Annotated in this window: 23 protein-coding genes; 10 read left to right on the top strand and 13 right to left on the bottom strand. The window is 71.6% G+C overall.

What is annotated here, in order from left to right; translation table 11 throughout:
- The first annotated feature begins 98 nt into the window (after nt 1–98).
- Entirely contained in the window at nt 99–1247 is a 1149-nt protein-coding gene (locus Air01nite_RS26260; protein WP_203705978.1) for a hypothetical protein, read from the top strand.
- A gap of 912 nt (nt 1248–2159) precedes the next feature.
- On the opposite strand, the gene Air01nite_RS26255 is transcribed toward Air01nite_RS26260, so the two are convergent.
- From Air01nite_RS26255 to Air01nite_RS26215, 9 genes are all read right to left on the bottom strand, one after another.
- Entirely contained in the window at nt 2160–2429 is a 270-nt protein-coding gene (locus Air01nite_RS26255) for a UBP-type zinc finger domain-containing protein (protein ID WP_373310471.1), read from the bottom strand.
- Nucleotides 2429–4009: a Na+/H+ antiporter gene (locus Air01nite_RS26250; RefSeq protein ID WP_203705977.1), complete on the bottom strand. Its 1581-nt coding sequence runs from the start codon at nt 4007–4009 to the stop codon at nt 2429–2431. Before Air01nite_RS26250 ends, Air01nite_RS26255 begins: the two co-directional genes overlap by 1 nt.
- 24 nt (nt 4010–4033) lie before the next feature.
- Nucleotides 4034–4990, bottom strand: a complete 957-nt coding sequence (locus Air01nite_RS26245; RefSeq protein WP_203705976.1) for a TIGR03885 family FMN-dependent LLM class oxidoreductase — start codon at nt 4988–4990, stop codon at nt 4034–4036.
- A gap of 63 nt (nt 4991–5053) precedes the next feature.
- The gene (locus Air01nite_RS26240) at nt 5054–6340 is read right to left on the bottom strand and encodes an MFS transporter (RefSeq protein ID WP_203705975.1); all 1287 of its coding nucleotides are present in this window, start codon (nt 6338–6340) and stop codon (nt 5054–5056) included.
- On the bottom strand, nt 6337–6924 hold the full coding sequence (locus tag Air01nite_RS26235) for a winged helix-turn-helix domain-containing protein (RefSeq protein ID WP_203705974.1): 588 nt from the start codon (nt 6922–6924) through the stop codon (nt 6337–6339). Before Air01nite_RS26235 ends, Air01nite_RS26240 begins: the two co-directional genes overlap by 4 nt.
- 51 nt (nt 6925–6975) lie before the next feature.
- Nucleotides 6976–8349, bottom strand: coding sequence for an NADP-dependent succinic semialdehyde dehydrogenase (locus Air01nite_RS26230; RefSeq protein ID WP_203705973.1), 1374 nt, complete (start codon nt 8347–8349; stop codon nt 6976–6978).
- A gap of 15 nt (nt 8350–8364) precedes the next feature.
- On the bottom strand, nt 8365–8643 hold the full coding sequence (locus Air01nite_RS26225; protein WP_203705972.1) for a DUF6343 family protein: 279 nt from the start codon (nt 8641–8643) through the stop codon (nt 8365–8367).
- Nucleotides 8644–8671: 28 nt separating this feature from the next.
- Nucleotides 8672–9946, bottom strand: coding sequence for a PQQ-dependent sugar dehydrogenase (locus Air01nite_RS26220; RefSeq protein WP_203705971.1), 1275 nt, complete (start codon nt 9944–9946; stop codon nt 8672–8674).
- A 33-nt stretch (nt 9947–9979) separates the two neighbouring features.
- Nucleotides 9980–10489 carry a DUF1707 SHOCT-like domain-containing protein gene (locus tag Air01nite_RS26215; protein ID WP_203705970.1) on the bottom strand — a complete coding sequence of 170 codons (510 nt, stop codon included), beginning with the start codon at nt 10487–10489 and terminating at the stop codon, nt 9980–9982.
- 176 nt (nt 10490–10665) lie between these two features.
- On the opposite strand from Air01nite_RS26215, the gene Air01nite_RS26210 reads away from it, so the two are divergent.
- Together Air01nite_RS26210 and Air01nite_RS26205 are read left to right on the top strand one after the other, a co-directional pair.
- Complete coding sequence (locus Air01nite_RS26210; protein ID WP_203705969.1) at nt 10666–11877, top strand: sensor histidine kinase; 1212 nt, start codon at nt 10666–10668, stop codon at nt 11875–11877.
- A complete protein-coding gene (locus tag Air01nite_RS26205) occupies nt 11874–12542 on the top strand; it encodes a response regulator (protein ID WP_203705968.1) in 669 nt (222 codons plus the stop codon). Before Air01nite_RS26210 ends, Air01nite_RS26205 begins: the two co-directional genes overlap by 4 nt.
- On the opposite strand, the gene Air01nite_RS26200 is transcribed toward Air01nite_RS26205, so the two are convergent.
- A complete protein-coding gene (locus Air01nite_RS26200; RefSeq protein WP_373310470.1) occupies nt 12539–13306 on the bottom strand; it encodes an EcsC family protein in 768 nt (255 codons plus the stop codon). The two genes, Air01nite_RS26205 and Air01nite_RS26200, sit on opposite strands and share 4 nt — an antisense overlap.
- A gap of 149 nt (nt 13307–13455) precedes the next feature.
- Between Air01nite_RS26200 and Air01nite_RS26195 the strand changes: the two genes are divergently transcribed.
- Nucleotides 13456–14343: a carbohydrate-binding protein gene (locus Air01nite_RS26195; protein WP_203705967.1), complete on the top strand. Its 888-nt coding sequence runs from the start codon at nt 13456–13458 to the stop codon at nt 14341–14343.
- A gap of 1 nt (nt 14344) precedes the next feature.
- On the opposite strand, the gene Air01nite_RS26190 is transcribed toward Air01nite_RS26195, so the two are convergent.
- Nucleotides 14345–15415, bottom strand: a complete 1071-nt coding sequence (locus Air01nite_RS26190; protein WP_203705966.1) for a hypothetical protein — start codon at nt 15413–15415, stop codon at nt 14345–14347.
- A gap of 412 nt (nt 15416–15827) precedes the next feature.
- Here Air01nite_RS26190 and Air01nite_RS26185 point away from each other — a divergent pair, with 412 nt between their 5' ends.
- Both Air01nite_RS26185 and Air01nite_RS26180 read left to right on the top strand, forming a co-directional pair.
- A complete protein-coding gene (locus Air01nite_RS26185) occupies nt 15828–16748 on the top strand; it encodes a proteasome assembly chaperone family protein (protein ID WP_203705965.1) in 921 nt (306 codons plus the stop codon).
- Nucleotides 16749–16753: 5 nt separating this feature from the next.
- Nucleotides 16754–17524: an exodeoxyribonuclease III gene (locus Air01nite_RS26180; RefSeq protein WP_203705964.1), complete on the top strand. Its 771-nt coding sequence runs from the start codon at nt 16754–16756 to the stop codon at nt 17522–17524.
- On the opposite strand, the gene Air01nite_RS26175 is transcribed toward Air01nite_RS26180, so the two are convergent.
- On the bottom strand, nt 17521–18126 hold the full coding sequence (locus Air01nite_RS26175; RefSeq protein WP_203705963.1) for a class F sortase: 606 nt from the start codon (nt 18124–18126) through the stop codon (nt 17521–17523). The two genes, Air01nite_RS26180 and Air01nite_RS26175, sit on opposite strands and share 4 nt — an antisense overlap.
- A gap of 4 nt (nt 18127–18130) precedes the next feature.
- Nucleotides 18131–18688 (bottom strand): GVDTG sorting domain-containing protein, encoded by a 558-nt coding sequence (locus Air01nite_RS26170; protein ID WP_239090980.1) that lies wholly within the window; start codon nt 18686–18688, stop codon nt 18131–18133.
- A gap of 130 nt (nt 18689–18818) precedes the next feature.
- Between Air01nite_RS26170 and trmB the strand changes: the two genes are divergently transcribed.
- From trmB to Air01nite_RS26150, 4 genes are all read left to right on the top strand, one after another.
- Complete coding sequence (trmB, locus tag Air01nite_RS26165) at nt 18819–19451, top strand: tRNA (guanosine(46)-N7)-methyltransferase TrmB (RefSeq protein WP_239090982.1); 633 nt, start codon at nt 18819–18821, stop codon at nt 19449–19451.
- Nucleotides 19448–21967 (top strand): DEAD/DEAH box helicase, encoded by a 2520-nt coding sequence (locus Air01nite_RS26160; RefSeq protein WP_203705961.1) that lies wholly within the window; start codon nt 19448–19450, stop codon nt 21965–21967. The genes trmB and Air01nite_RS26160 overlap by 4 nt, the downstream gene beginning before the upstream one ends.
- Nucleotides 21968–22060: 93 nt before the next feature.
- Nucleotides 22061–22660 (top strand): TIGR03086 family metal-binding protein, encoded by a 600-nt coding sequence (locus Air01nite_RS26155; protein WP_203705960.1) that lies wholly within the window; start codon nt 22061–22063, stop codon nt 22658–22660.
- A 95-nt stretch (nt 22661–22755) separates the two neighbouring features.
- Nucleotides 22756–23382 carry a hypothetical protein gene (locus Air01nite_RS26150; RefSeq protein ID WP_239090979.1) on the top strand — a complete coding sequence of 209 codons (627 nt, stop codon included), beginning with the start codon at nt 22756–22758 and terminating at the stop codon, nt 23380–23382.
- Nucleotides 23383–23498: the final 116 nt, after the last annotated feature.

Raw genomic sequence — 23498 nt, 5'->3', positions numbered from 1 at the left:
CCCCTCCTTCCCCATATTCATGGGCATCAAACCCGTAGAGTCCGAACTGTCCTTTATGTTACGAATAACAGAGACCAACTCATCTTGGGGAGGCTCAGGTGCGCAGACGATCACTGTGGAGCGTCGTGGCCCTGGCGGCAGCCGCGCTGATGGGCTGGTACGCCGTGAACAGCGTGGGCGCCGGCGCCACCACCGAACCGACGGGCAAGGTGGCGGCGGCGCCGGAGGAAGCGCCGATCGTCCCCGGCAAGATGCCGGTGCTCGGTGTGAAACTGCCGGCGTCGGAGGCGTCCGGGTTGATCGCGAGCCGGGCCTATCCCGGCATGTACTACTGGCTGCGGGACGGCGGGTCGAGCAAGCCCGGCAAGCCGCGGGACGCGATCTGGGGCATGCGCCTGTCGGCGGGCGGGATGCCGGTGCCGGTGCACGGCAGCACCCTGTTCACCAGCTATCCGGTGGTGGGCGCCAAGAACCAGGACTGGGAGGACCTGACGATCGACGGCGCGGGCGCGCTGTGGATCGGGCAGTTGGGCGCCAACAACTGCAAGGACCAGCAGCGGCTGCTCCGCCTGGCCGAACCGGACCCGGCGGGTGCGGGGCCGCTGGAGGTGGTCGCGTCGTACGAGGTGCGGTTCACCGACAACACGAAGCCGGGCTGCAAGACGTACAACTCGGAGGCCATGCTCTGGCTCGATGGGCATTTCTACGTCTTCGCGAAGACGAGCGGCACGCCGGTCTACCGGGTGGACCTGCCGTCCGGCACGTCGGGTGCGGCTCGCCTGACCCGGATCGGCCGCTTCGGCGGCGGCGTCGACAACATCTCGTCGGCCAGCATCTCCGACGACCGCACCCGGATGATGGTGCAGGACCACGAGCGCCTGTGGGTCTTCACCACGGACCCGAACCGCACGGGCGACGACTTCATGACGGACGCGGTCAGCCGGGCCGCGACGGGCACGGCCCGCTTCGAGGCACCGGGCGGGGCGTCGGTCGAGGGCGGCACGTTCGTACGCGACAGCCATGACATCGCGTTCGTGGCGGAGGACGAGAACATCTATTACGCGCGCCCGCAGACGTATGGCGAGCCGCCCTGGACCCCGGCCCCGCCACAGCCGACCTTCCCACCGACCCCGACGTCGCCCCCGGTGCCGACGCAACCGCCGGCCCCGACGACCCCACCGACCTGGTCGGACCCCTGGCTCGACACGCTGCCCACACTCCCGACAGAACCAGGCGAAGACCGATAGCGAGGTCACCACGCAGCGCGAGACCGCACCACCGCGCAGCCCAACCTGGATGGACGCGGACGGTACCTCGAGCAAGAACCTGATTCGACGCGACCAGGCTCTGGTGAACCTGGCGGGTTGGCACCGCGACTCGCTGGCACCCGTGCGGCGGAGAAGCGTTCGCCGGCGCCCGGGGGGGGGCGTCCGGACGGGGCTGGGCGCTGATGTGGGCCGCCTGGACAACGACCGCAAGGCGCCGATTGATCGTGTGCAGCACGTCCAGCTATCAGAGCCACCAGATCATGATCCGGTGCAGCGGAACCGCACGACGCGCCCTCGGCGCCACCGATCGGGCGCACAGGATCGTGACCCCTAACGATGCGGACACTCGAGACAGCACACATGATCATGGTGCTTTGCGCTCCTTGCGAGCCGGTGCCGTGCTGACCACATGTGCGGGGGATGGTGGGCCGGCCGGTCAACGCCGACAGCTGCCGTCCAACACGAAACGTCGACCCGGCGAGCGTTGTCCATCTCGCCGAAGCCCGCCGATCACGAGAATGCAGCCGAAGCTTGGGCGAACCCGCTCCGCACCACGTTCGCACGCGGACGCCCCGCCGCCTGCCTGACGGGCCCCGGACGCGAACCGCGGGTCTTGCTGCGGAGCGGACGCAAGCCACCCCGGCGCGGCGGACGTTGGTGATCGGTTGCTACTCCCGCAGCAACGAACTACCAAGATCTCCCGCCAAGCATCGAGGGCCCCCGTCGGCCGACGCCGACGGCAGCGCTCAGGAAAACGTCTGCTGCTTTGTGGCACCCGCCCTCACGGCGACCCAACGCGGACCTGGCAGCGGAGCGGTGTCTGGCGGGAGCAACGGTCCGCACCGCCGCGGACCCGAGCAGGAGACCGGAATTTGATCTAGAAGTTGGTCTTCAGCCCAGGGTTTCGTGGACGAAGCACCATTTCCAGTTTTCGCCCGGCTGGAAGGACTTGATTACCGGGTGGGCGGTGTCCTTGAAGTGCGCCGTGGCGTGGCGGGACGGTGAGGAGTCGCAGCAGCCTACGTGGCCGCAGGTTTCGCAGAGGCGCAGGTGCACCCAGTCGTGGCGGCCGGCGGCCAGGCAGTCCTGGCAACCTTCCGTCGTCTGGGGCTGCGGCGAGTCGGCCAGGGTGATGTCCTCGCAGGTCATTCGTTCCCCCATCAGTCGTCTTCCCGGCGTTGCAGCAGGGATTCCTCGAGGTCCAGGTCGCGGTAGGCGCGGGTGAGCACCTCTTCCGGGATGCGGCCCTCGTCGCGGGCCGTGCGGAAGACCTCCCGCTCGGCGTCGATCATCTCCTGCCGGAGTCGACCGTACGCCGCCGACGGGGTCTCCCGCCCGTCGCCGCCCAGGCGTTCCCAGGCCGTGTTCGTGCGGTCGATCACCTGTTGGCGCAGCCGCTGGACCACCGACTCCGGTGCGCCCTCCAGGTTCTCCTCCAGCCGTGCCTTCGCCGCCCGGGTCGCCGCCTGTTGCACCGCCGCCTCGGCCAGGAAGTCCTTGGTCGGGTCGTCCGGTGGGAGGCCGACCATCCGCGCGAACATCGGCAGGGTCAGGCCGAAGACCAGCAGTGTGAAGACGATCACGGCGAACGCGATGAAGATGAACACGTCGCGGGGATAGAGGGCCTCGTTCTCGCCGGTGCCTACCGAGGGCAGGGCCAGGGCCGCGGCCAGCGTCACCACCCCGCGCATGCCGGCCCAGCCGATGATGACCGGGTGGCGCCAGGTGAACGTGGTCTCCCGGCTGCGGATCCGGGCCGATAGGCGAGGTAGGAAGGCGCCCGGGACCACCCAGACGTAGCGGGTGACGATCAGCGTCGCGATCACCGCGCCCGTCGCCGCGAAGACGGTGCCCCAGGGTGTGGTGATCTCGTTGATGACCGTGCGTAGCTGGAGGCCGACGAGCAGGAAGACGAGGCCCTCCAGGAGGAACCGGATCAGCCGCCAGAACGCGTCCATCTGCAGGCGCGAACCCGCCGCCATCAGGGTCGGCATCCGGTGGCCCAGGGCCAGGCCCGTGACGACCACCGCGACCACGCCGGAGGCGTGGATCGCCTCGGACGCGATCACCACCGCGAACGGGATCAGCAGGGACAGCGCGTTGTCGAGCAGGGGGTCTTTGATCTTCTTGTGCAGGTACCCGAAGATCAGCGCACCGGCGATGCCGATCGCGATGCCGCCGCCGGCCGAGACGACGACCTGCTCGGCCACCTCGCCGAAGCCGACCGCGCCGCCGACCGCCGCGGCGGTGGCCACCCGGAGCAGCACCAGCGCGCTGGCGTCGTTGATCAGGCTCTCGCCCTCGAGGATCGTGACGACCCGTCTGGGCAGGCCGATCCGGCGGGCGATCGCGGTCGCCGATACCGCGTCCGGCGGCGCGACCACCGCGCCCAACGCCACGCAGACCGCGAACGGCGCCTCCGGGATGATCAGGTGCACCACCCACCCCACGCCGAGCGCGGTGAACACCACCAGGCCGATGCCGAGCAGCAGGATCGGTCGCAGGTTGAACCGGAAGGCCGGCACCGAGGTCTGCAGCGCGGCGATGTAGAGCAGCGGCGGCAGGATGCCGATCAGCACCAGCTCCGGTTCGAGGTGGAACTCCGGGAAGCCCGGCAGGAACGACAGACCGAGACCGATGATCATCAGTACGATCGGCGACAGGACACCGATCTTGCGGGCGAGCGCCGCACCGAAGACGGCGACCGCCAGCAGGATGACGATCTCGGTCAGCTCGTGCATGCGCGAATGCTAGCCCGGCTTTTCTCACGCGAGTTGCGGCAGGACCTTCGCACCGAACGCGTCGATGAACGCGGCCTGGTCCTGACCGACATGATGCAGGTAAATACGGTCGAAACCGAGATCGGCGTACGAGCGCAGCCGCGCCGCGTGCCAACCGAGGTCGGCGGAGATGTCGACGGTCGCGGCCACCTTCGCCATCGGCACCTCGGCCGAGACGGCGTCGAAGTGGTCGGTCAGCTCCAGGTCCCAGCAGACCGGCGGCGGGAAGACGTTGGACCGCCACTGCTCGTAGGCGATCGCCTCGGCCTCCGCATCGGTGCCGGCCCAGCTGAGGTGGGCCTGCAGGCACACCAGCCCACGCCCGCCGGCGTCCCGGTAGGCCGCGATCATCCGGCGCAGGTGCGCGTGCGGCGCGTTGACGGTGATGAGCCCGTCGGCCCATTCAGCGCACCACCGCGCGGTCTCGACGCTGACCGCCGCCCCGACCAACGCCGGCGGCTCGGCCGGCCGGGTCCACAGCCGGGCCCGGTCGACGGTGACCAGCCCGTCGCGGCTGACCTCCTCGCCGGCCAGCAGGGCCCGGATCACGTCGACGGACTCGCGCAACCGGGCGGCCCGCAGCTCCTTGCGCGGCCATCCGCCGCCGGTGATGTGCTCGTTGCTGGCCTCACCGGTGCCGAGCGCGGCCCAGAAGCGACCCGGGTACATCGCGGCCAGCGTGCCGATCGCCTGCGCGACGATCGCGGGGTGGTAGCGCTGCCCCGGCGCGTTGACGACACCGAACGACAGGCCGGTGGCCTGCAGGGCGGCGCCGAGCCAGGACCAGGCGAAGCCGGACTGGCCCTGCCGCTCGCTCCAGGGCGAGAAGTGGTCGGAACACATCGCGGCGCCGAAACCGGACTCCTCGGCCGCTACCGCGGCGTCCAGGAGGGCGCGGGGATGGACCTGCTCATGGGACGCGTGCCAGCCATAGACCGTCATGCGGTCGGTTACTACCCGCGCGGACGGCGGGCTACACGACCGCAGGTCCATGACGGAGAACCCTTACAGCGCGCTTGCTGGCTCGCGGACCGGTTGCGGGGCCGGGTCCGGCACTCGGATCCGGGACACCACCCACGCCGCGGCGACCAGGACCGTGCCGGCGACGCCGAAGGCGAAGGCCGCGCCCCGAGCGGCGGCCAAGGCGCCGAGGGTCACCGCGCCGAGCGCCCCCGCGGCCTGCAGCGCCAGCGACTGCACCGAGATGACGGTGGCCCGCTCCGCCGGCGCCACCCGCCCGTGCAGCAGCGCGCCCTCCGGCGCCGCGGTCACGCCGAGCCCGACGAACAGCAGCAGATAAGCCGCCGCCACCACCGGCACACCCGACGCCGGCCCGTCCAGGGCCGGCCCGGCGAGCCCGACACCGAGCAGGGCGACCGCGCCCAGCGCGATGCCCGCCACGCCGGCCCGGACCGCCGAGCCGAGACGCCGCTGCGCCCACGGGCCCAGCAGGCTGCCGACCGCGCTGGCCCCGAAGCCGGCTGCCGCGATCACCGCGTAGGTCGAGGCGCCCCGCTCCGCGTCGCCGACCAACCCCGCCAGCCAGCCCGGGGTGAGCAGCTCGATCGCGGCCAGTGCGACGCCGACCCCGGCGCCCGCCAGCAGGAGACGGGCCAGCACCCCGTCGCGGACGCCGAGCCGCAGGCCGGTCGCGACCGTCGCGGGCACGTCCCGCAGCACCGCGCGCAGCGAGGTGCGCGGCCGCGGCGGCTCGGGCATGCCGAACAGCGTCACCGCCAGACGGACCAGTTCGACGACCGCGGCGAGCGCCACCGGCACCGCGAGCGCCGGCAGCGGACCGACCGCGCCGAGCGCGACCGGCAGCGCACCGCCGGCCAACGTCCCGAGCCCGAGCCCCACCGACGAAGCGGCCTCACCCCGGGCCAGGCCGCGGGTCAGGGAAGCGTCCGGACCCGAGACCGCGTGCATGGTGTCGACGAACCAGGCCTGGTCGGGCCCGCTGGACAGGGCCCGCGCGACACCCCGCAACACGGCCGACGCGGCGAAGAGCCAGAACGAGTCGGCCAGCGCGAGCAACGCGAGCCCGGCGAAGCTGGCCACGGCAGAGGCCGCCAGCACCGTGCGGCGGCCGATCACGTCGGCCAGCCCGCCCGTCGGCAGCTCGAGCGCCGCCGTGGTAAGCGAGAAGACCAGCACGACCGTGCCGATCGCCGCGACGTCGAGACCGCGGTCGTGCATGAGCAGGATCTTCGTCGCCACGTAGAGCCCGGTCGGCAGCCAGAACAGGAAGACCAGCAGCGCGTAGCGCCACTCGGCGCGCGCGCCGGTCACGACTCGTCCGCGACGTCGGCCCAGCCGGCCGGGTCGATGCGCGGGAAACCGCCGAAGTGCAGCAGCACCGTGCGGGCCGCGGGGTCGTCGGCGTCGGCCGCTGCCAGCTCCTCGACCAGCGCCTCGACCCGCTCCTCCAGCTCGCGCAGCGAGCGCGCGGTGAGCCGGGCCCGCACGTCGCTCATCCCGGACGCCGCGACCCACTCGGGCGGCAGGTCCGTCTGCGCGGCCTCGTAGGCCGAGACGGCCCGCTCGATCGCCGCCAGCTGATGCCGGCGCATGACCGACATCGCCGCCCGGCCCGCGGCGGTGGCCGCCAGCGCGGCGTCGTCCCAGGTGGTGGTCGGCTGGCTGGCCTGCCAGCGCCGCTCCCGCGCGTCGCGCTGCTCGGCCTCCTCGACGAACCCGTAGTGGGCCAGCTTGCGCAGGTGGTAGCTCGTGGTGCCGGTGTCGGTCTCGAACCGGCGGGCCAGCTCGGTCGCGGTGGCCGGCCCGTCGGCCCGCAGCGCGCCCAGCATCCGCACCCGCAACGGGTGCGTGACCGCCTTCAGCTCATCGACCTCGGTGATGATGCGATCCGCCATGCGACGGACCGTACCAATTGCAGAGAGAATTTTGCAAATAAAATTCTGGAGTTAGCCGACCCAGACGGCCTTGGCGTTGCAGAACTCCCTGATGCCGAGGTCGGAGAGTTCGCGGCCGTAGCCCGAGTCGCGGACGCCGCCGAACGGCAGTTCCGGGTGTGAGGTGACCATGCCGTTGACGAACACCTGACCCGCGGCCAACTCGCTGACGAAGCGCCGCTGCTCCCCCGGATCGTTCGTCCAGGCGTTGCTGCCCAGGCCGTACGATGTGGTGTTGGCCAGCTCCAACGCCTCGTCCAGCGACGCCACCCTGTAGAGGCCGGCGACCGGGCCGAACACCTCCTCCTGGTACATCCGCATGTCGTGGGTGAGGTCCGTGACCACCGTCGGCGGGTAGTACCAGCCCGGCCGGTCCGGCGCACGGCCGCCGGTCAGCACCGTCGCGCCCTTGGCCACCGCGTCGTCGACCTGCGCGGCCACCTCGTCGCGGCCCTGCGCCGTGGCCAGCGGGCCGATGTCGACGCCGTGGTCGAGCGGCTCGCCGACCACCAGGTTGGCCATCTGGTCGGTGAACGCGCGGGCGAACGCGTCGTAGACCTCTCCGTGCACGATGAAACGCTTCGCCGCGATGCAGGACTGGCCGTTGTTCTGGCAGCGCGCCCGCACCGCGGTCGAGACGGCGCGGTCGAAGTCGGCCGAGGGCATCACCACGTACGGGTCGCTGCCACCCAACTCCAGCACGGTCTTCTTCAGCGCCCGCCCGGCGATCGCGGCCACCGCCCGACCCGCGGGCGCGCTGCCGGTCAGCGTCGCCGCGCGGACCCGATGATCGAGCAGGATGTTCTCCACGGCGTCGGAGCCGACGAGCAGGGTCTGGAACGCGCCCGGCGGGAACCCGGCCCGGTCGAACAGTTCGTCCAGATAGAGCGCGGTCTGCGGCACGTTGGACGCGTGCTTGAGCAGCCCCGGGTTGCCGGCCATCAGGGCGGGCGCCGCGAACCGCATGACCTGCCAGAGCGGGAAGTTCCACGGCATGATCGCGAGGACAGGACCGAGCGGTTCGAACCGGGTGTACGCGCGCCGCGCACCGACGGCCCTGGCGTCCGCGGGCATGTCGGCCAGGAACCGCTCGGCGTGCGCCGCGTAGTAGCGGCACGCGGACGCGCACTTCGCGACCTCGGCCTTGGCCTCCTCGATCCGCTTGCCCATCTCCAGCGTGACCAGCCGGGCGACCTCGACCACCTCGCCCTCCAGCAGCAGCGCCGCCTCCCGCATCCAGGCGGCCCGCTGGTCGAACGTGGTCGCCCGCAGCGCCGCGGCCGCCTCCGCCGCGTTGGCGAGGATCTCCTCGATCTGCTTCTCGCCCATCGGATCGAAGGTCTTGAGCATCTCGCCGGTCGCGGGGTTGGTCGTGGCGATGGCCATGGCGACTCCTTGCGATCATTCGAACAGCGAGTGGTGCGCGCCCGGGTCGGCTCGGTGCCGGGCCCGGCGGCGGTGCTGGATGACGGCCAGGTCGACGACGGCGGTCAGCACGACGATCCCGCAGAGAACCGCGAGCACCACGATGCCGGCCGCGGCGGCCAGCCAGGTCAGCACGGCGAACACGACGAGGCCGAACAGGGCCAGGACCAATCGCAGATTCAGCGCCGAGTACGGGTGCCCGACCGTGCCCCTGGCGCCGCGTGGCTGCCCACCGGTTGGACGGTTTCCGGTCATACGGGACGACTACCCGTCCCTGACCCCGCTAACCCGGAGGCGGCGCGAACCGGAAGACGTTGCCACCATGATCGTCGCTGACCAGCAGCGACCCGTCGGACAGCCGGGCGACGTCGACCGGCCGGCCCCACGGCGCGCCGTTCTCGAGGAAGCCGGTGACCAGGTCCTGCTGCTCACCGGGGCGGCCACCGGCCCAGGGGAAGTTGATCACCTTGTAACCGGTGCGCTCGCTGCGGTTCCAGGAGCCGTGCAGCGGGACCACCGCGCCCAGGTCGGGCACGAAGGTCAGGCCGAGCGGGGCGGAGTGGGCCTGGATGCCGACGTCGACCGGGGTCGCGGCCTCGCAGTCGGCCTCCGCGCCGTCGCGGTTGAGCTCGTAGTCGCGCAGGTAGGGCATGTTGCGCATGCCGCCGGCCGGGTCGGGGTTGCAGAACGGCCAGCCGTAGAAGCCGCCCTTCTTGACCTTGACGAACAGCTCGGGCGGGTTGTTGTCGACGTACGCGGTGTCCTTGCGGCCCGTCTTCGGGTCGATGATGTTGTCGCGGTTGTTGACCACGACCCACAGGTCGTGCGTGCCGGGCGCGATCGCCAGCCCTTCGGCGTTGCGCAACCCCGTGGCGACCAGCGCCTTTCCGGCGTTGCGACCGTCGGCGTCCCAGCGGTAGACGGCGCCGCGGACCGGGTCCGACCTGGTGTCGGAGGCGCAGGCGTTGCAGGTCGAGGCGATCGAGACGTAGAGGGTGTCGCCGTCGATGGCGATGTTCTTCAGCACGTGGCCGTAGCGGCCGCGCAGCTCCGGCAGGCTCTCGTCGGGCAGGCCGTCGACCACCGTCTGCGGCGTGCCGGCCTTCGTGGCGTCGGCGGCGTAGCGGTAGCGGACCACCCGGTCCACCGCGGAAACGTAGATCCACTGCCGACCGCCGACGGTGGCGAGCACCAGGTCGTGCGGGCGGTCGAGGCCGGTGAGGAAGGTGGTCGCGCGGCCGCCGCCGGCCGGGATCCGGTCGACCCGGTTCTCGCTGGGGCGGGAGACCAGCACGGCGCCGTCGGGGAGCGTGAGCAGGAAGCGGGCCTTGGGCACGGGCGCGTAGACCTCGGCGGTCCAGCCCTCGGGGAGGTTGACACTGTGGTCGGTGCCGGCGATCGGCACCGGGACGAGGCGGGCCGGCGGCGCGGCCGCGGCCGGGCTGGGCGATGAGCTGGGTGGCGGTGCCGGGGCACGGGACGGCGGCTCGTCACCGGCGCAGCCGGCGACGAGCGCGGCGAGAGTTGCCAGCAGGGCTACGGGTCCGGCCGGGCGCATTCGCGCAACCTACCCGGCCGAACCCGACCCCTGTCAATGCCCGTAACGGCCGTGCCCGTACCAGTCGCGCCGGCCTCGCCAGTCGCCGCGACCCTGCACGTCGCCCCGGGCGTACCAGTCGCCCTTGGCCGTGCGCGCGTAGTAGACGCGCCGGCCGCGGCTGGCCCAGCTCAGGAAGAACAGCAGCACGATCAACGGGAAGACCGGGAAGAACAGCGCACCGTTGGCGAGGAACAGCAGGGCGAACAGCACCCCGACCGCGGCAAGCACGCCGGCCCGGCGGCGCAGGAAGAGCTTCATCTCGGCCTTGGCCTGCTCCTGGGCCTCCGGCGTGCGCGCGAGCGCCGCACGGCCGCCGTCGGGCAGGTCCGCCGTCAGCGGGCCGAGCTCGTCTCGGTACGTCGCGCCGTACGCCGCGGCCAGTCGCTGCTCGCCCTCGTCGAGGTTGAGCCGGCCCTCGGTCATGGCGGCGCGCAGGATGGTCGCAATCTGTTCGCGTTCGGCGTCCGAGGCTCGAAGCCGCGGGCCTGATGGCGTGGTCATGGCTCCCTCCGCTCATGTCGACCTCTTACAAGACTGCTCCTTTCCGCGCTCGATTGCCTGCGGCGTGTGACGGCTCTCGCTCTACTCCGCAGGGAGTACACGGGTGGGACGCATGTGGCGTTCCTACTCCCCCTGCCGTATGTCCCGGCTGGTCACGGTGTCCTAGCGTCTGTGCCATGCACGGGCGGAGCGCCGACGAGGGGCGCTATCGCGCGCCCTGGGCCCGCCCGCGCCGTTCGGGCCGCCACGGTGCCGGCCTCGCGACACTGCTTTCTATTGTCCAGCTGGCCGGCGCCGAGGCGGCCGCCCGGGACGACCGGGTCCTGGGTCACCTCACCTATCCCGGCGCTGCCTTGCTGCTCACCAGTTCCGTGGCGCTGGCGTGGCGTCGGCGCGCACCGCTGACGGTGCTCGCCGTCGTGTTGGCCGCCACGCTCGCGTACGCCCTCTCCGGTTACCCACACGGGCCGTTCTTCCTCGCCGCCACCGCCGCCTATTTCTCCGCGGTCGCGCAGGGCCGCCGGTACCCCGCGCTGGTGCTGGCGACCGTCGCCGTGACCGCATACACCGCGTGTGGCTGGTGGTTCGCGAGCGACTTGGGCGTGCCGGAGCCTTCCACGGTGTCGCCGCGGGATGCCGTCACCGCCCTGATCTGGCTGGTGGTCGTGCTCAGCGCCGGCGAGTTCGCCCGGATCCAGCAGGCCCAGTTGGCCGAGATGACCCGGATGCGCACCGAGCAGCGGCGCGCCCGCGAGGAGCAGGAACGGCGGCAGGCCAGCGAGGAGCGGCTGCGGATCGCGCGGGAGCTGCACGACGTGCTCGGCCACCACCTTTCCCTGATCAACGTGCAGGCCGGGGTCGGGCTGCACCTGATAGACCAGCGACCCGAGCAGGCCCGGGAGGCGCTCACGGTGATCAAGTCGGCGAGCGCGGAGGCGCTGCGGGAGGTGCGGTCGGTGCTGGCGGCGTTGCGGCCGGCGGAGGAGGCGGCGCCGCGGGAGCCCGCTCCCGGTCTGGCCCGGCTCACCGAGCTGACCTCGGGTGCCGGTTTTCCGGTGGAGACCGTGGTGACCGGGCCGGCCCGGCCGCTACCGGCCGAGGTCGACCGGGCGGCGTTCCGGATCGTGCAGGAGGCGTTGACCAACGTGCGGCGGCACGCGGGTCCGGCGGTGTCGGCGCGGGTCGCGGTGGCGTACGAACCGGGGCGGGTGTCGGTGTCCGTGGCCGACGACGGTGCGCCCGCCGCCGACGCGGGGGCCGGCAACGGGATCGCGGGGATGCGGGCCCGGGCCGCGGCGCTCGGCGGCACGTTGACCGCCGGGCCGGGCGCCGACGGCGGCTGGCGGGTCGAGGCGGTCCTGCCCGACGCGGGAGAATCGGTCCGATGATCAGCGTGCTGCTCGCCGACGACCAGGCGCTCGTCCGCGCGGGCTTTCGCGCCCTGCTCGACGCCGAGGACGACATCACGGTGGTCGCGGAGGCGGGCGACGGTCTGGCAGCGGTACGCGCGGCCGCCGCCAGCCGGCCCGACGTGGTGCTGATGGACATCCGGATGCCGGGCGTCGACGGGCTGGAGGCCACGCGGCGGATCACCACCGACCCGGCGCTGGCCGCGACCCGGATCGTCATCCTGACGACGTTCGAGCTCGACGAGTACCTGTTCGAGGCGCTGCGGGTCGGCGCGTCCGGCTTCCTGGTCAAGGACACGGAGCCGGTCGAGCTGCTGCGCGGCGTGCGCGCGGTGGCGGCCGGCGACGCGCTGCTCTCCCCCGGCGTCACCAGGCGGCTCATCGCCGAGTTCGCGTCCCGCGACCGCCGGCCCGCGCCACCGCTGCCGCCGCCGGACCAGCTCACCGACCGCGAGCGGGAGGTGGTCGCGCTGGTCGGTGCCGGGCTGTCCAACGACGAGATCGCGGCGCGGCTGGTGGTCAGCCCGGCCACGGCGAAGACGCACGTCAGCCGGGCGATGGTGAAGCTGTCCACGCGCGACCGGGCACAGCTCGTCGTGTACGCGTACGAGGCCGGACTCGTCCGGCCATCGTGGACTGATTAACGGGGCCCCGGGATCTGGGGTGGCGTGGTCCACCAGGCGGCGCGCGGGCGGTAGAGCTCGCGGGTGCGGCGGGCCAGGTCGGTGGTGGCCGTCGAGTTGGCCCAGGTGCCGAGGATGATCGCGGCGCCCGGCACGATCTTCGCGAAGATCCGCTTGGCGGCACGCATGCCGGCCATCTGGGCCAGCTTGACGCCGAGCTTGACCAGCACCTGGTGCACCGGCCGGCCACTGCCGCTCAGCAGGGCGCCCGCGCGCTCCCGGCCGGCCGCGACACCCAACGCCAGGCGGGCGGTCTCGGCGACCTTGTGCACCTTCTGCAGCACCAGCAGGTCCGTGGCGCGCTCGGGCTCGCGCGGGTCGACGCCGTACGCGGCCGCCATGTGCAGCACCATGCGCGCCTGGTTCCAGGCGAGCACGCCGACGTCGACGACCGCACCGGCGATGCCGGTCGCGCCGGACACCGCGCCGGAGAGCCGGGCCAGGTTGACGAACCGCTTGACCGCGAGGTCGGCGAGCGCGTCCGGCGGGATGCCGGGGCGCTCGGCGCGGGTGCGCTCCTGCCACTCGTGTGCTTCGGGGCCGAGCCTGCGCACCGCCTCCAGCGCGAGGTGTTCCGGTGCGTACTGCGGGTCGGCCCGCATCTTCTCCCACAGGCCCGCGGGTGGGGCGTCCGCCGTGGTGCCCGCGTCCAGTGCCGGCTCGGGGTCCGGTGCGGACGGTGCTATCGGGGGCGGGGTGTCGGCACCCGCCTCTGGGTGGGTCACGGCGTCCTCCGGGGGAGATGGGGGAGGCACCCTTTGTACCCCAGCCGCGCCACCGTCAAGCTTCCGACTCGACCGGGCGGTCGATGGGCGTACCCGTTCCTGGTGCGGTAGCGTCCCCGCCTGACTGACTGTGATCAAGGACCGTGAGGGTGCGCATGTCGACGGCCGGCGACGAACCCGGCGAGCTGCGGATCGGCGGGTGGCTGCCACCCGCGGACCCGGCGGCCGCCGACGATGCACCGGTCACACAGGTGATTCCGGCCGTGCGCGACCAGCCGCGCCGTTCCGAGGCGCGGCGGGGTGCACCAGTTTCCGACGACGAGCCGCCGACCGAGCCGCGCCGCCGGGGACGCCGGACCGTGCTCGCGGTCGCGGCCTCGTTGACCACCGTGGCGGTGGCGGCGGGCGTACCCCTGCTGATGTCGACCCTTGGGCAGCCGGAGCCGCCGGATCAGGTGGTCCTGCCGGTGCCGACCGCGTCGGGTTGGCCCCTGCCGGAGCCTGAGCCTGAGCCGACCGGGCCGACCGCGACGCCCGGCCGGCCGACCAAGCCGCCGGCCAGCCGCGGCGCGGTCCGGCCGCCGGCACATGCCACGACGCCGCCGGCCACGCCGCGGACCTCCGCGGCGCCGCTCGTGGCCGCCGCACCGCAACGGACCCAGGTGATCGAGGCCGAGGACGCCGATCTCGACGGCTGGGCCCGGACGCGCCAGGTCGACTCCGCCTCCGGCGGCGAGGTGGTCACCGGGATCGGCCGCCACCGCGGCGAGCTGACCTTCTCCGGCCTGGATGCGCCCCGGGCCGGCGACTACGACGTGGTGTTCTCGTTCGTCGCCGACGACCGCCGCGAACTCTCGGTGCGGGTGAACGGCCGTGACGCCGGCCGGTTCGACTTCCCGTCGTCGGGTGGTTGGGAGACCGTACAGACGATGACGGTCCGGCTGCCGTTGGCAGCCGGACCGAACACCGTCGAGCTCAGCAACTCGGATGGGTGGGCGCCGGACATCGACCGGATCGCCCTCACCACGAGCGACTGAATTACTTCATCAAGGCGTCCGCGACCTGCGTGGCGCGGAACTCGTGCTGGGCGTAGGCGTCGGGGAACGCCGACACCTGCACGGCCTGGGCAGCGGCCGACAGCGGCATGTTCTTCCAGTTCGGCACCTGCTTCAGGGCGTCCAGGAACGCGCCGGCCGAGTACGACGGGGTCATCAGGTCCTTGACCTCGCCCCAGCCGGAGGTGGACCGCTGCTGGAACAGACCGACGGAGTCGTGGTCCGAACCCTGGCCCTCGTGGTGGTAGTCGTACGACTCCGGCACCGCGGTGCTGGCCAGGTTGAGCAGCTGGCTCTCCTGCATCGAGGTCGCGATCGCGATGATCGCGCCCCGCTCGCCCATGCCACGCTTCTCGGCGGCCTTGACGATCTGCATGGCGTTGTTCATCTGGGTCTGGCTCAGGCCCATGACCGGCTTCGGCTGCACCGGCTTCACGACCTTGGGCTTGTCGGCCTTCTTCTCAGCCTTCTTGGCCGGCTTCTCCGCGGCCTTCTTCTCGTCGGCCTTGGGCTCGGCCTTCGGCTTCTCCACGGTCGGGGTCGGCTTGTCGGCACCCTTCGAACCGCCGACGGGCTGGCCGGCGTCCGGCGCAGCAGCCGCGGGGCTTTCCGTGGCGTTGCCCGAAACGGGCGGAGCCGTCGGGAAGTGGCTGATCTCGGCCTGCTTGGCCGAGTCGACCGCCGCGATGGCGGCGCTGGTGGCCCGGGTGTCGTCGTGGCCGCCCTGGGTGGCAGCTGCCGTACCGGCGGCGGCGGCAACGCCGACCGCGGCCAGGACGCCGCCCGCGATCGCGACCCGCGCCGGGCCACGCTCGTTCAGGACACCGCGCACCTTGCCGTACGCGGGGGCCGAGGTCACGCGGCCACGCGAAGTGGTCCACATGCCGGCGGCACGCTCGGCGTACGCGCTGCTCTTGATCGAGTTGGCCGTGCGGGCGAGCCGCTCCTGGAGGCGGCGGGCGCCGGTCGGCCGTTCGGTGGTGGGGGTTTCGGGTGAACGGTCCGCGGGGGTAGCGGCGCCGTTCTCGTTCTCGAGGGTGTGGTCGTCACGCATTGGACGAGGCTAGGCAGGCCGACCGCCGATTACCCAGTGTTATTTAGTGGCAGTTGCCACAAAAGCCGAATACCTAATCGGTCAGTCGATATCGGTCGCTCACTGCCCGCACATAGCCACGCGTAAGAGGCAAGTCGGAAATTACCCTAATGACGGACTCGCTGGGCCACAATGTCCGATTTTGTGTATACGTACAGTGACGCTCTGTCGTCATGGTCTGGCGGCCCCGTCGGCACCCTCCCGGCCGCTTCGGGGCGCCCTTCCAGCGACCAGATCGCTACTCTGCGTAGAGAAATGACCGCCGAACCGTAGGCCAGGCCCGCCTAACGTCAAGCGCGGGCGGAATGCAGGAAGATAGACGCGTGGTTCCCCATATCGGGAAGCCACCACAACTCAGGGAGGTAGGACCGCGGTGCTCGATCCGCACACGCTCTACGAGCTTTCCGGCGACCTGCCCGAAATGGGCGAGCCGGTGCTGATCCAGACGCTGTCCGGCTTCGTCGACGCCGGCAACGCCACCCGGCTTGCCCGCGAACATCTCCTGGCCACGGCCGAAAGCCGCGTCGTCGCGACCTTCGACATCGACCAGCTGCTCGACTACCGGTCCCGGCGCCCCCCGATGGTCTTCATGGAGGACCACTGGGAGGAATATGCCGACCCGGTGCTCGAGCTGCGGATGCTCCGGGACGACGCCGGCACTCCATATCTCATGCTCGGCGGCCCCGAGCCCGACCTGCACTGGGAGCGGTTCACCAAGGCCGTCATGAGCCTCGTCGACCGGTTCCGGGTCGGCGTCACGATCGGCCTCAACTCGATCCCGATGGCCGTGCCGCACACCCGGCCCGCGGGCGTCACCGCCCACGCCACCCGTCGTGACCTGATCAGCGGGTACGAGCCCTGGCTGCAGCGGGTGCAGGTGCCCGGCAGCGCCGGCCACCTGCTCGAGTTCCGGCTCGGCCAGTCCGGGCGCGACGCGATCGGGTTCGCCGCGCACGTCCCGCACTATGTCTCCCAGGCCGAATATCCCGCGGCCGCCGAGGTCCTGCTCTCCTCCGTCTCCCGCACCACCGGTCTCCTGCTCCCCACGGAGGGTCTGCGCACGGCCGCCGACGCGGTCCGGGTCGACATCGACCGCCAGGTGGAGGAGACCAACGACGCCGCCGGGGTGGTCCGGGCACTGGAAGAGCAGTACGACGCGTTCACCCGCGGGCGCGCCGGCAACAACCTGCTCGGCCCACAGACGGGCCCGCTGCCGACGGCCGACGAGCTCGGCGCCGAGCTGGAGCGGTTCCTCGCCTCCCAGCCCCGCCCGGGCGACAATCCGGGTACCTAGCTCTCATGCGACTCGCGACCTGGAACGTCAACTCGGTCAAAGCGCGCGAACCGCGTCTGTTGGCGTGGCTCGACGACAAGAAGCCTGACGTCGTCTGCCTCCAGGAGGTCAAGTCGACCACCGAGCAGTTCCCCACCGAGCAGGTGGGTGAGCTGGGTTACACCGTGGCCACACACGTCGACGGCCGGTGGAACGGGGTGGCGCTCCTCTCCCGGGTCGGCCTCGACGACGTGGTGCGCGGGTTCGCCGGCGAGCCCGGGTTTCCCGACCCCGAGACCCGGGCGATCTCCGCGACCTGCGGCGGCGTCCGGGTCTGGTCGATCTACGTGCCCAACGGGCGTACGCCCGAGGACCCGCACTACCAGTACAAGCTGACCTGGCTGGCGGCCCTGCGCGACGCGGTCGCCGCCGACCTGGCCGGGCACGCCGACCTGGCTGTCTGCGGCGACTTCAACGTGGCGCCGACCGACGCCGACGTCTGGGACCCGGCGGTCTTCGTGGGCTCGACCCACGTCACCGCACCCGAGCGGTCGGCGCTGACGGCGCTGCTCGACACGGGGCTGCGCGACGTGGTGCCGACGCCGATGAAGGGGCCGTTCCCCTTCACCTACTGGGACTACCGGGCGGGCAACTTCCACCAGAACAAGGGCATGCGGATCGACCTGGTGTACGCGACGCCGTCTCTTGCCGGCCGGGTGACGGGTGCCGTGGTCGACCGGGAGGCCCGCAAGGGCAAGGGCCCGTCCGACCACGCGCCGATCATCGTCGACTTCTAGCCGTCGTTCTTGGCCTCGATCAGCGAGGCGAAGACGATGATGTTGTCGACGTAGCCGATGCTGCCGCCCTTGAAATCGCCGCCGCAGGTGATCAGGCGCAGTGCGGGGCGGCTGAAGTCGCCGTAGATGCGGTCGATCGGCTGGCTGTTCTTCTTGAACTTCTCGACGGAGTTGACCTCGAAGACGGCCACCGAGTCGTCGCGCCGTCGGATCTCGATGCGCGCGCCCGGGCGTACCTTGGCCAGGTCGTGGAAGATCGACGGACCGTCCCGGGTGTCGGCGTGGCCGACCAGCACGGCGGGGCCGTACTGCCCCGGCGTCGGGCTCTTCTCGAACCAGCCGGCCTGGTTGTGCTTCTCCAGGGCCGGCACCTCGATCGAGCCGTCGTCGGCCAGCCCCACGTCGTGCACGGGCGCGTCGACCTCGATCGACGGGATCCGCACCTCGACGGGCCGGCTCGGCTCCATCACCGGGAACCGCCCGGGCGGCGCCACGTCGTCGGGACCGAACGCACCCTTCTGCACCACACCGGCAAAGGTCGCGATGCCCCCGACGGCGATCAACACCACCGCCAACGGGCCGGACAGCCTGCCCTTGGCCATATCTCTATGCGGTCCGCCGCCGGCGCAGGGTGAGCACGCCGAGCACCAGACCCGCGGCAAGCGCGACGGCGCCCCCGGTCAGCACCATCGTGCTGTTGTCGTCGCCGGCCGTGCCGCCGAAGCCGGTCGCCGGGCCGCGGCTCGGCCGGTTGCCGTTGAGCACGTTGACCGTGGTGTCGGCGCTGCCGGTGAACAGGCCCGGGCAGTCGAGGACGACCCGGTAGGAGCGGGCCGGGGTGTCGGCCGGGATCGTCACCGCGCCGGTCAGGTGGCCGAACTGGGGCTTCACCGTGACCTCGCCGAACGCGGTCGACTCGACGATCGCGTCCTCGGTGTCCTCGGGCGGGTCGTCGTCGGCCTCGGTGCAGCTCGCCCGGATGCCGACGATCTGGCCGGCCTCGGCCGTGCTGGGGTTGACCTCGATGAACAGTCCCTCGGGGACGGCGTCGGCCGTCGGCGTGGGAGTCGGTGTCGGCGCGGGCGCGGCCAGCGCCGGCGCACCGGTGAGGACGACGATCCACGCGGTGAGCGCGACCGTTGCCAATGACCGACGACCGGACATCATGACCTCCCTGCCGCCCGTGCGTCGATTGTCGCATTTGGAGCGCCAACGCGACACCTGCCAAAATCGGGCGGTGAGTGCTATCGCTGTGTCGCCCCACATCCGCACCTTCCACAACCGTGGCGGGCGGATGGGTGACCGGCATCACGATGCGCTCTCCCGGTTGTGGCCGTCGTACGGCATCGCCGTGTCGGACGCGCCGCTTGATGTCGTGGGGCTTTTCGGGCGTTCCGCTCCGTTGGTGGTTGAGATCGGGTCCGGGATGGGTGACGCGACCGCGGCGATGGCGGCGGCCGACCCGGCGCGGGACTACCTGGCGGTCGAGGTGCACGTGCCGGGCATCGCGTCGCTGCTCGGCCACATCGAGGCGCGCGGGTTGACCAATGTCCGGATCGCCCGCGGTGACGCTCTCGACCTGCTGCGGCAGATGCTGCCGCCGGACCGGCTGGACGCCGTGCACGTGTTCTTCCCCGATCCATGGCCCAAGCTCAAGCACCACAAGCGGCGGATCATCCAGCCCCCGCACGTGGCGCTGCTGCGGTCCCGGCTCGTGCCGGGTGCGGGTGTGCTGCACTGCGCGACCGACTGGGCGCCGTACGCTGCGTCGATGTTGTCGACCCTGTCAGCCGACCCCGGCCTGGTGAACACGGCGCCCGACTACGCGCCGCGGCCGGCGCACCGGGCGGTCACACACTTCGAACGCCGCGCGGCCCGGCAAGGGCGGGACGTCTTCGACCTCGTCTTCCGGAGGCGCGCCGCGTGACGACGCTCGCCGACCTCGTACCCGCTGAGATCACGCCTGATTCGCTCTTCGAGTCCTTCGCCGCCTGGGCCGGCGAGCGCGGGTTGACCCTCTACCCGCACCAGGAAGAGGCGTTGATCGAGCTGGTCTCGGACGCCAACGTCATCCTGAACACGCCGACCGGGTCCGGTAAGAGCCTGGTGGCGATGGGTGCCCACTTCGCGGCCTTCGCGCAGGGGCGGCGGACCTTCTACACCGCGCCGATCAAGGCTCTGGTGTCCGAGAAGTTCTTCGACCTGTGCCGGGTCTTCGGCGCGGCCAACGTCGGCATGCTCACCGGTGACGCGGCGGTCAACGAGACCGCGCCGATCATCTGCTGCACGGCGGAGATCCTGGCCAACATCGCGCTGCGCGACGGCACGTACGCCGATGTGGGTCAGGTCGTGATGGACGAGTTCCATTTCTACGCGGAGCCGGACCGCGGTTGGGCCTGGCAGGTGCCGCTGATCGAGCTGCCGCACACGCAGTTCCTGTTGATGTCGGCGACGCTGGGCGACGTGTCGCGGTTCGAGAGCGACCTGACGCGGCGGACGGGGCGACCGACGGCGGTCGTCCGATCCGTGGAACGGCCCGTGCCGCTGATGTACTCGTACGCGGTCACGCCGTTGCACGAGACGCTGGAGGAACTGCTGTCGACGCGGCAGGCTCCCGTCTACGTCGTGCACTTCACGCAGGCCGCCGCGCTGGAGCGGGCGTCGGCGCTGATGTCGGTGAACGTGTCGACCCGCGCGGAGAAGGACGCCATCGCCTCGGCCATCGGGAACTTCCGGTTCTCGTCTGGCTTCGGGCGCGTGCTCTCGCGGCTGGTGCGGCACGGGATCGGGGTGCACCACGCCGGCATGCTGCCGCGCTACCGCCGGCTCGTGGAGACGTTGGCGCAGGCCGGTCTGCTGAAGGTGATCTGCGGGACCGACACGCTCGGGGTCGGCATCAACGTGCCGATCCGCACGGTCCTTTTCACAGGACTGTCCAAGTTCGACGGCACGCGGGTACGGCTGCTCAAGGCGCGGGAGTTCCACCAGATCGCCGGCCGGGCGGGGCGTGCGGGGTTCGACACCGTCGGCAACGTGGTGGTGCAGGCGCCGGAGCACGTCATCGACAACGAGCGGGCGCTGGCGAAAGCGGGCGACGATCCCAAGAAGCGGCGGAAGGTCGTCAAGAAGAAGCCGCCGGACGGCGCGATCGGCTGGGGCCGGCCGACCTTCGACCGCCTGGTCGAGGCGGAGCCGGAGCCGCTGCAGTCGTCGTTCCACGTGTCGCACGCGATGCTGCTCAACGTGATCGGCCGCCCCGGCGACCCGTTCGCCGCGATGCGCCATCTGCTGACGGACAACCACGAGGATCCGGCCGCGCAGCGGCGACACATCCGTCGGGCGATCGCGATCTACCGCGCGTTGCTGGCCGGTGGTGTCGTGGAACGGGTCTCGCCGCCCGACGCCTCGGGTCGCACGGTCCGGCTGACCGTCGACCTGCAGGCCGACTTCGCGTTGAACCAGCCGCTGTCGCCGTTCGCGCTGGCCGCGATCGAGCTGCTGGACCGCGAGTCGCCGGACTACTTCCTGGACGCGCTGTCGGTCATCGAGTCCACTCTGGACGACCCGCGCCAGGTGCTGTCCGCGCAGCAGTTCAAGGCCCGCGGCGAGGCGGTCGCGGCGATGAAGGCCGAGGGCATCGAGTACGAGGAGCGGATGGAGCTGCTCGAGGAGGTGACCCACCCGCGCCCGCTGGCCGAGCTGCTCGAGGATGCGTACGCGATGTATGCCCGGGGTCATCCGTGGGTCGCCGACCACGAGCTGCGCCCGAAGTCGGTGGTCCGCGACATGTACGAGCGGGCGATGACGTTCGGCGAGTTTGTCGCCTTCTACGGCCTCTCCCGGTCGGAGGGGCTGGTCCTGCGCTACCTGGCTGACGCCTATCACGCGCTGCGCCGGACCGTGCCCGAGGACGCGCGCACCGAGGACCTGGCGGACCTGATCGAGTGGCTGGGTGAGCTGGTGCGCCAGGTGGACTCGAGCCTGCTCGACGAGTGGGAGCGCCTGCGGGATCCGCAGTCGGTGGAGGAAGCGGTGGCGGACGAGGACCGCCCACCGCCGGCGGTGACCCGCAACCGCCGGGCCTTCCGGGTGCTGGTCCGCAACGCGCTGTTCCGCCGGGTGGAGTTGGCGGCGCTGCGCGACTGGGAGTCGCTGGGCGAGCTGGACGGCGCGGACGGCTACACGGCGTCGGAGTGGGCTTCTGCTCTGGCGCCCTACTACGAGGAGTACGCAGACATCGGCGTGGGCCCGGACGCCCGCGGCCCCGCCCTGCTGGTCATCGACGAAAAGCCGGACCGCTGGGAGGTCCGGCAGATCTTCGACGACCCGGAGGACGACCACGACTGGGCCATCGAGGCCACGGTCGACCTGGCGGCCTCGGACGCCGCGGGCGTCGCGGCGGTCACGGTCACGGCGGTGGGGCCGGCTTCGTCCTTCGGCTAGAAGGGTCTTGAACGGAACGGAGCGTTCCGCTATCTTTGATGACAGCGGAACGTTCCGTTCCGTTCTGGCCTCGACATTGCTGGGGAGACGACGATGACCGCGACCGCCACCTGGACGATCCTGGACCTGGCCCACACCGCACTGCGCGACGTGACCGCCGCGCTGACCACCGCGGACCTCGACCGGCCGACCCCCTGCACCGAGTGGAACGTCACCCAGGTCCTCCAGCACGCGGCCGGCGACCAGCGCGCCTTCGCCTCGGCGATCACCGGGCAGGACGGGCCGACGGAGAACCCGTTCACCCCGTCGGGCGTCCTGGCCGGCACGCCGGCCGACCTGATCTCGCCGAGCCTCGCGGTAACGGCCGCCGCCTTCGCGACGGTCGACCCGAACGGGACGACACCGACCCCGTTGCCGCATGGCGACCTGCCCGCCGCGACGGCGGCCGGCGCGGCCGCCCTGGACGCGGGCGTGCACGCGTGGGACATCGCGGTCGCGACGGGCCAGCCGTCGCCGTTGAGCGAGGACCTTGCGCTGGCTCTGTTGCCGGTGGCCCGGGCGATCGTCGAACCGCTGCGTCAGTACGGCGCCTACGCGCCGGCCCTGCCGCCGTCGTCGTCATCGACTGACGGCGCGCCCGCGGAGTTGCTCCGCTACCTCGGTCGCGACCCGCACTGGACGGCCGCCGGCTGACGCTTCCGCGGGTGGGCACAGCGGCGATTTTCGATTAGAATGTGTGTACGAAAATCGCCGCTGACCAGCGGAGATCTTGGAAGCTGGAGGGCCACGTGACCGCACCCGCCGTCCCTTACGCCACCCTTCTCGCGTTCGCCCGTTACGTCGACCGCACCGGCCCCGCGAAGGCCACCTTCGTCGGCGGCCTGCGCAAGCAGCGCGAGTCCCGCTCCGGCTTCAACCCACACGGCCAACTCATCAAGGCCCTCAAAAGCGACATAGCCTTCCACGGCAACGGCCGCCACCTCCACGCGGTGGTCAACGAGGTCAAGCCACGCTGGAAGCCGCTCTACGAGATCCTGCTACCGGGCGCCCTGACCTACCTGGGCACGCTGGACAAGGACACGGAGTTGGCCCAGACCCGAGACGCGATCGCGATGCTCGGCGACCTACCAGTCAAGATCAACCCACACTTCGGCCTACGCCACCCGGACGGCCACGCCGAAGCCGTCCGCCTACACATGGACGAGCAACCGCCGAGCCGCGAAACCATCATCGCCACGCTCCACTTGATGTCGCGCCACATGGACCAGGTCCTCCCCCACGCAGACCCCGCGCTGGTCGACCTCCGCCGCGGCATCGTCCACCGCCCAGACCCGAGCGTGAAGCCAGACCAGGTCGAGCAATGGCTCGCGGGCGAGGCCGCCGCCTTCCGCGCCACCTGGTCGGTCGCCGCGTAACCCCGGCCGTTGCCGGCCTGCGGCTGGCCGGCGAAGCCCGGGGCCATCCGCGCCACCTGGTCAGTCGCCGCGCAACCCCGGCCGTTGGCCGGCCTGCGGCTGGCCGGCGAAGCACG

The organism is Asanoa iriomotensis, assembly GCF_016862515.1.
Taxonomy (GTDB): Bacteria; Actinomycetota; Actinomycetes; order Mycobacteriales; family Micromonosporaceae; genus Asanoa; species Asanoa iriomotensis.
This window is presented reverse-complemented; position numbering and strand designations above follow the sequence as displayed.